Source organism: Sulfuricurvum sp. (assembly GCF_049305995.1).
Taxonomy (GTDB): domain Bacteria; phylum Campylobacterota; class Campylobacteria; order Campylobacterales; family Sulfurimonadaceae; genus Sulfuricurvum.
In genome coordinates this window covers 1-6943 of sequence record NZ_JBAQPS010000007.1, presented here as the reverse complement: position 1 = coordinate 6943, position 6943 = coordinate 1, and the positions used below count along the sequence as shown (strand labels likewise).

9 protein-coding genes and 1 tRNA gene are annotated in these 6943 nt (G+C 44.0%); 9 read left to right on the top strand and 1 reads right to left on the bottom strand.

Annotated features, from left to right (window positions below; all coding sequences use genetic code 11):
* The 4 genes from WA010_RS00255 to WA010_RS00240 form a co-directional block, all read left to right on the top strand.
* On the top strand, positions 1-636 hold a 636-nt coding region (locus WA010_RS00255; protein ID WP_422555172.1), incomplete at its 5' end, for a nicotinate-nucleotide--dimethylbenzimidazole phosphoribosyltransferase.
* Positions 633-1124 (top strand): bifunctional adenosylcobinamide kinase/adenosylcobinamide-phosphate guanylyltransferase, encoded by a 492-nt coding sequence (locus WA010_RS00250; RefSeq protein ID WP_422555171.1) that lies wholly within the window; start codon positions 633-635, stop codon positions 1122-1124. The genes WA010_RS00255 and WA010_RS00250, both read left to right, overlap by 4 nt.
* The gene (locus WA010_RS00245) at positions 1121-2146 is read left to right on the top strand and encodes an aminotransferase class I/II-fold pyridoxal phosphate-dependent enzyme (RefSeq protein WP_422555170.1); all 1026 of its coding nucleotides are present in this window, start codon (positions 1121-1123) and stop codon (positions 2144-2146) included. The genes WA010_RS00250 and WA010_RS00245 overlap by 4 nt, the downstream gene beginning before the upstream one ends.
* Positions 2147-2216: 70 nt before the next feature.
* Positions 2217-2639 (top strand): hypothetical protein, encoded by a 423-nt coding sequence (locus WA010_RS00240; RefSeq protein ID WP_422555169.1) that lies wholly within the window; start codon positions 2217-2219, stop codon positions 2637-2639.
* Between the two features lie 7 nt (positions 2640-2646).
* On the opposite strand, the gene WA010_RS00235 is transcribed toward WA010_RS00240, so the two are convergent.
* On the bottom strand, positions 2647-3228 hold the full coding sequence (locus WA010_RS00235; RefSeq protein ID WP_422555168.1) for a hypothetical protein: 582 nt from the start codon (positions 3226-3228) through the stop codon (positions 2647-2649).
* A 99-nt stretch (positions 3229-3327) separates the two neighbouring features.
* On the opposite strand from WA010_RS00235, the gene WA010_RS00230 reads away from it, so the two are divergent.
* The 5 genes from WA010_RS00230 (at position 3328) to rplT (ending at position 6773) form a co-directional block, all read left to right on the top strand.
* Positions 3328-3403: transfer RNA gene (locus WA010_RS00230), tRNA-Ala, on the top strand.
* Between the two features lie 204 nt (positions 3404-3607).
* Positions 3608-5416 (top strand): threonine--tRNA ligase, encoded by a 1809-nt coding sequence (gene thrS, locus WA010_RS00225; protein ID WP_422555167.1) that lies wholly within the window; start codon positions 3608-3610, stop codon positions 5414-5416.
* On the top strand, positions 5416-5943 hold the full coding sequence (infC, locus tag WA010_RS00220) for a translation initiation factor IF-3 (protein ID WP_304737927.1): 528 nt from the start codon (positions 5416-5418) through the stop codon (positions 5941-5943). Before thrS ends, infC begins: the two co-directional genes overlap by 1 nt.
* Positions 5944-6130: 187 nt before the next feature.
* Positions 6131-6325, top strand: coding sequence for a 50S ribosomal protein L35 (gene rpmI, locus WA010_RS00215; protein ID WP_422555166.1), 195 nt, complete (start codon positions 6131-6133; stop codon positions 6323-6325).
* 94 nt (positions 6326-6419) lie between these two features.
* Positions 6420-6773 carry a 50S ribosomal protein L20 gene (gene rplT, locus WA010_RS00210; RefSeq protein ID WP_324790825.1) on the top strand — a complete coding sequence of 118 codons (354 nt, stop codon included), beginning with the start codon at positions 6420-6422 and terminating at the stop codon, positions 6771-6773.
* Positions 6774-6943: the final 170 nt, after the last annotated feature.

Below are 6943 nucleotides of genomic sequence, written 5' to 3'. Positions count from 1 at the left end.
CAGGAGCTATCCATAGCGGGGGAATACATCATCCTAGGCGAATCGGTTCCCGCAGGGACGACGACGGCACTCGCTATGGCGTTGGCGTTGGGGTACGATGCGCGGGAGAAATTCAGCAGCAGTTTTAAAAATGCTCCCGAGGGGATCAAACAACGTGTTATAGATAAAGCCCTCTCCTATGTGAATGAGAGCGACGAACTTTTCGACATCCTCTCTCAGGTGGGGGATAATATGGTGATCTTCAACGCCGGATTGATCCTTGGTCTCCAAAACCGCGACATCCCGATTGTGTTGGCGGGGGGGACGCAGATGGCGTGTGTGTTGCTCGTGATCAACCGCATTTTGCAGATGATGGAGGGGGAATTAGAAAGTTCCAAAATCGCCCTTTGTACGACCAAATGGGTCGCCGAAGATGCCAACAGCGATATTAAAGGGCTGTTAGAGATGAACGATTTCAGCATTAATGCCTATTACGCCGATTTCGATTTCTCCCTCACTGCCCATCCCGCCCTCAAACTCTACGATGAGGGGGAGGCGAAAGAGGGGGTCGGCGCGGGGGGTGCGCTGGTTTATGCGTTGCTCAATGGCATTACTAAAGAGGCGATTACCCGTAAAGTGGAGAGCTTTTTAGGATGAAGATACTTTACTTCGGCGGACAGAAATCGGGAAAAAGCACGTTGGCGGAGGCAAAGGCACTTGCCATCGCGACTGATAAGCCCTATTATCTCGCCACCTACGACCACACTTTCGGCGACAGCGAGATGGGGGAACGGATCGAAAAACACCGCTCTTCTCGCGGCGAAGAGTTTATCACTCTCGAAGAGAGTCATCATTTAGCCGATGTCATTCAGCCGCACCAAACCTACCTGATCGACTGCATCTCGATGTGGATTCTCAACCGCATAGATGAGCGCGAAGAGACATTGACCAGCGAGATCGAAGCACTGGGATGCGTAAATGCTAACATCGTATTTGTCCTCAACGACGTCGGCAGTGGAGTCATCCCCAATGATCCAATCAGCCGACGTTACGTCGATTTATCGGGAATTATAGGGCAAAAAATCGCCGCGCTGTGTGATGAGGTTTACGAAGTGAAACTGGGATTGGAGAAGCGGCTCAAATGACGACCTACGCTCATGGAGGGGAGGTAAACAGCTTTGCCGCGCTCTGCGGATGCGCTCCCGAAGAGGTGATTGATCTCTCCTCGAACATCAACTTCACTACACCTACGGTTGATTTTAGCGGAGTGACCCTCAACGCTTATCCGAGCTATAAAGTACTAACGGAGGCGTTAGCTGAGCATTACGGTGTTGCGTCGGAAGAGTTAGAGCTTTTCAACGGAGGCTCTTCGGCGATTTTTACATTGCTCCGATTTTTCGACAACCCCACCTGCACGATCTACTCCCCCGCCTATTTGGAATACAAAAAAGCGGCACTTCTTTACAATAAAAAAGTCTCTTTCATCAACCGCTTTGAGTCGATGGATGCGGAGGTTGAGGAGAACTCCCTCGTCATCTTCGTCAACCCCTCTACCCCTGACGGTCACTACTACGAGATCGAGACACTGATGGAGCGATGGAGTGCCAAAAACTGCACGATCCTCATCGACGAATCGTTTTTGGAGTTTTGCGGGGGAGAATCGGCAACCCGCTACTTCCACAGCTACGATAAACTCTATGTTTTAAAATCACAAACCAAATTTTACGGATGCGCGGGGGTGAGGGTCGGGATCGTCCTCTCCTCGCGTGAGAATATCGCTGCCCTTAAGGAAAAAGAGCCTCTGTGGAAAATTTCGACGCTCGATAGCCATTTTCTAATCATGGCTCTACATGATAAAGCATTTCATACACGCTCTCATAAGTTGAATGACGAAGCAAAAATGTATTTAAAAACCATTATCGATCATTCGCCTCTTTTTGAGGAGGTATTCGAGAGCAATACAAACTTTTTTCTCGTCCGTCTTGCTTCAATGAGCGCGAAGGAATTTCAAGAAAAGCTTCTCTCTCATAAGATCATGGTGCGTGATTGCTCCAATTTTGACTTTTTGGATGATCGAACTATTCGGATTGCGGTGAAAAGTATTTCAGCGTTGAAACAGTTTAAAATAGTAGTTTCTACTTTAGTATTAAGAGGTCACTCCAATTAAAGTTATTTTTATTTTATACTTTTTCTAAAATAAACGCTATACTAAACGATCATTTTTTTGAGGAGTTAAAATGGCGGGAGTACTCTTTTCCTTTTACAACTTTGCATCGTTGATCGATCTTAATATCGGGATCTCGGATCGGCTCGATGAAAATCGTTCTGAAAGTTTTACCATTCTTTTCTGTGATTTTTCAAAAATATCACAACAACTTATTGATACTAATCTGCCGAGTTTGCTTCGAACGTCAGACTCCATCGTCCACTGGGAGCATTTTTATTTTTTTGTAATGCCTTACACCGACCGATATGGTTGCGGTATTGTCAAACGGATGATTGAAGATTTGTTTGCTACCCAAATTCCATCTGCTGCCGTTTGTTATCCTTCTAACGGAGAAAATGCACTTGAATTGCTTGAATCGCTCCACATAGAAGTTAAAAAAATACATAAACTTGATTTAGATTGCCTCTACAGCGCAATCAATAAAGAGCCTTAATATAGGCTCATTTTGAGTTTTGTAAAGCTACCGGATAAAAGCTATGATATTGAGAGTTTTTATAATACTCAAGCGCTTCATGAAGATCATTTTTTCGACCAATATTTCGATCATAAAGGTAAATATTTGTTGAAACATTATCGCAAGGTTGAACTTTACATGCTTCCACCTCTTTAGCTTCAGCTGGAACGGATGATTTAACCTCCTTTATCTCTTCCAGAGTGCTCTTCACTGTCGCTACAGTTAAGTTTTTTGTGTGTACGGTATCATTATGTTCAGGAGTCGGATGATCACATACTAACGGTGTTTTACGGTGTAATGTACGGATAAATGCATCTTTACTAATCATTTTTGCTTTTTTCAGATCATGCTGAGCTGCTTTGGTTGTCAGATATTTACCTACCGTGACAATACTGCAATTACCTTCTTTTATTTTGATGGACGAAAGAGTGCTTGCATGTACTTTTTTCTCAAAAGCGGAAGTGATCGAACCCTCTTTTTGGGCACTGATCGTTTGAATTGTATATTCCTCCGCACTCAACACTACGCTAGATACACTGAAGATCATTATTAGGGCTAACTTTTTCATGTCACGTATATCGGCACCTTTCTTCAAAAACTTTACGCTTATTGTATCTCATTGACATTTAAGAGCCCTAATCGTATAATTGCGCTCCAAACATCTTTTGGGCCCTTAGCTCAGCTGGGAGAGCGCTTCGCTGGCAGCGAAGAGGTCGTCGGTTCGATCCCGATAGGGTCCACCAAACCATCATTATTCTCAATACCTCCCCAAAAAACCGCTCTCTTTACTACAAAAACTAGGGGGACTTTCATCTATTGCGATAGAGCGGATACGTCTTTTGTTTAGCGAAATAGTTTTTTAATAATCTATCATAATCGTATACTTTATCTCAAACGAATCAACATTACCGTATAATCCGCGATATTTTCTCATACGAGGCACCCCAATGGATATTATTGCAATCAAGCATGATGATCAAATAATCGATTTACAAACCGCTGGGGCACTTGGAATTAGCGGCGAAGAGATTGTTTATGACAACTCTCCAGAGTCTCTCGAAGTTCTTCGACATTCCTGTGCTCACTTGATGGCTGAGGCGATCAAAGCACTTTATACCGACGCTAAATTTTTCGTCGGACCGACGGTAAAAGAGGGGTTTTATTACGATTTTAAAGTAAATGAAACCATCGGCGAAGAGGATCTTAAAACCATCGAGAAAAAGATGCTCGATATTGCCAAAGGCAAAGAGAAGATCGAACGTTACGAGATCACCAAAGACGAAGCACGCGCTAAATTTGCAAACGATCATTTGAAACAAGCCGTTATGGATCGTATTCCATCTGAAACGGTAACGATCTATAAGCAAGGGGATTTTGAAGACCTTTGCCGTGGACCTCATTTGCCGAGCGTCGGTTTGATCCGCTATTTCAAATTGACCAAAATCTCCGGTGCGTATCTCGGCGGTGACAGTAAAAACGAGATGTTGACCCGTATTTACGGAATCGCATTTGCCGATAAAGAGTCACTTAAAGCGTATCTCGATCAAATGGCGGAAGCCGAAAAACGAGACCACCGCAAAATCGGTGCCGAGATGAAACTCTTTACCTTCCGTGAAGAGGTCGGTGCAGGATTTCCGATTTGGCTCCCTGCGGGCGCGCGTATGCGTTCACGACTGGAGCAATTGCTTTTCAAAGCACACCGTAAACGCGGCTATGAGCCAGTACGTGGTCCTGAGATGCTTCGAAGTGATCTATGGAAAGTGTCGGGTCATTATCAAAACTACGGTGAAAACATGTATTTTACCAATATTGATGAACTCGAATTCGGGGTTAAACCGATGAACTGCGTCGGTCATATCAAAGTCTACGAACACGATTTGCATTCGTACCGTGATCTCCCTCTCAAATACTTCGAGTACGGGATTGTTCATCGCCATGAGATGACGGGTGCACTTCATGGATTGTTCCGTGTTCGCGAATTTACCCAAGACGATGCGCATATCTTTTGTACGGCCGATCAGATTGAGCAACAAATCATTGAAGTCGTTGATTTCGTCGACAAAATCATGAAAACGTTTGAGTTTAACTACAAAATGATGATTTCAACAAAACCTGAAAAAGCAGTCGGAGATGACGCGGTATGGGAAATTTCGACCAACGCACTTAAAACGGCGATGGACAAAAATAACCTTGCCTACGAGATCGATGAGGGGGGCGGAGCGTTTTACGGTCCTAAAATCGATATCAAGATTACTGATGCTATCGGACGTGAATGGCAGTGTGGAACGATCCAACTCGACTTCAATCTTCCGGCGCGTTTCGAGCTCGAATACAACGGCGAAGAGAACGTTAAAATTCAACCGGTGATGATTCACCGTGCAATTTTAGGTTCTTTTGAGCGATTTGTTGGTATATTGACGGAGCATTACGCTGGGGAGTTCCCGATGTTTATCGCTCCGACACAGGTGGCAATCGTTCCGATTGCCCCTACACACGAAGGATACGCACGTGAATTGGCCGATAAATTGATCGATTTGGGTGCTGATTTTGAGATTTTCGATAAAAACGAGAGTCTTAATAAACGTATCCGTACAGCGGAAAAAGGTCGTGTACCGATGATCATCGTTTTAGGGGATGAAGAGGTAAACAACAAAAGCATTGCAGTGCGTGATCGCAGATCACGTGAGCAATACAACCTGAGCGAAGAGGATTTCCTCGCAATGGTAAAACAAAAAATTAATGAGGTACATTTTTGATTAAGAAACAAGACCGAGTCCAAATGAACGAGGATATCCGCGTTCCTGAGGTACGTTGTGTAGTAGATGGTGGTGAAGCATTAGGGATCATTACGATCCAAGAGGCTATGGCTAAAGCCAACGAACTGGGGCTTGACCTCGTATTGATCTCTCCGGATGCGAAACCTCCGGTTGCGAAGATCATGGACTACGGTAAGTTTCATTATCAAGAAGAGAAAAAGAAAAAAGAGGCGCGTAAAAAGCAAACCAAAGTTGAGGTCAAAGAGATCAAGCTTTCGGTCAAAATTGCTGAAAACGATGTGAGCTATAAAGTGAAACATGCCCGTGAATTCCTCGAAGAGGGGAAACATGTCCATTTTCGCGTATTCTTACGTGGACGTGAGATGGCACACCCTGAAGCAGCAGTTGCGGTTTTACAGCGTGTTTGGCCTATGGTTGAAGACATTGGAATGATGTATAAAACGCCTGCTATGGAAGGACGCTATTGTAACATGATGGTCCATCCGAAAAAAGACGATAAAAAATAACGTTATACATTCTCTTCTATAAACTCCTTTATCTCCCTTTCTCCCGCGTTTAGGGGATTGCAAAGGACAGATATGTCCTTGCTGCTAAGAGGGGCTTTGCTCCTTTTAGCATTTACATAAAATCAAAAGCTTTTTTATGGTATAATCCGCGTCTCGTTTAGAGAATTTTTGCGAAAGGATCAAGCCGATGCCAAAAATGAAATCAGTAAAAGGGGCGGTTAAACGCTTCAAAGTAAAGAAAAACGGCACGCTCAAACGTGGTTCTGCATTCCGTAGTCATATTTTGACTAAACAAGATGCAGGAACTCGTCGCGGGCAGAATGCACCAAAAGTGGTTGCAGCTGTTGATGTTAAAAACATCAAAAAGATGATCGTAGGCTAAAACCTATTAACCCTCCAGCGTTATTGCTGGGCAAGTCCGCAAAGCGGCACCCCGTCATTAAAATTGAAATGAACCGGGTCAAGAAAGGAAAAAAATGCCAAGAGTAAAAACGGGTGTCGTAAGACGCAGACGTCATAAAAAAGTATTGAAACTCGCACGTGGTTTCTACAGTGCACGCCACAAACATTTCCGTAAAGCGAAAGAGCAATTAGAGCGCTCACTCGTATACGCGTTTCGTGACCGTAAACAGAAAAAACGTGAATTCCGTAAATTGTGGATTATCCGTATCAATGCGGCTTGTCGCCTAAACGGAATGAGCTATTCAGTATTCATGAATGGTCTTAAACGTGCCAACATCGAACTTGATCGCAAAATCCTTGCTGATATGGCAATGAACGACGCAGCGGCATTTACTGCCCTCACCGCTCAAGCTAAAGCAGCACTGTAATTCTAAACACTTCGGGGATAACTCCTCGAAGACCTCTTTTTCTTAAATCCACCTTCATTTCAAAACGACAAACCGTTCAAAGAACGATTTATTGCTCGATACGATACCCTTTGTTTTCAAGACATTTTTGACACTCTACTGTGATAGGTGCTTTGGATGCTTCGGTAGCC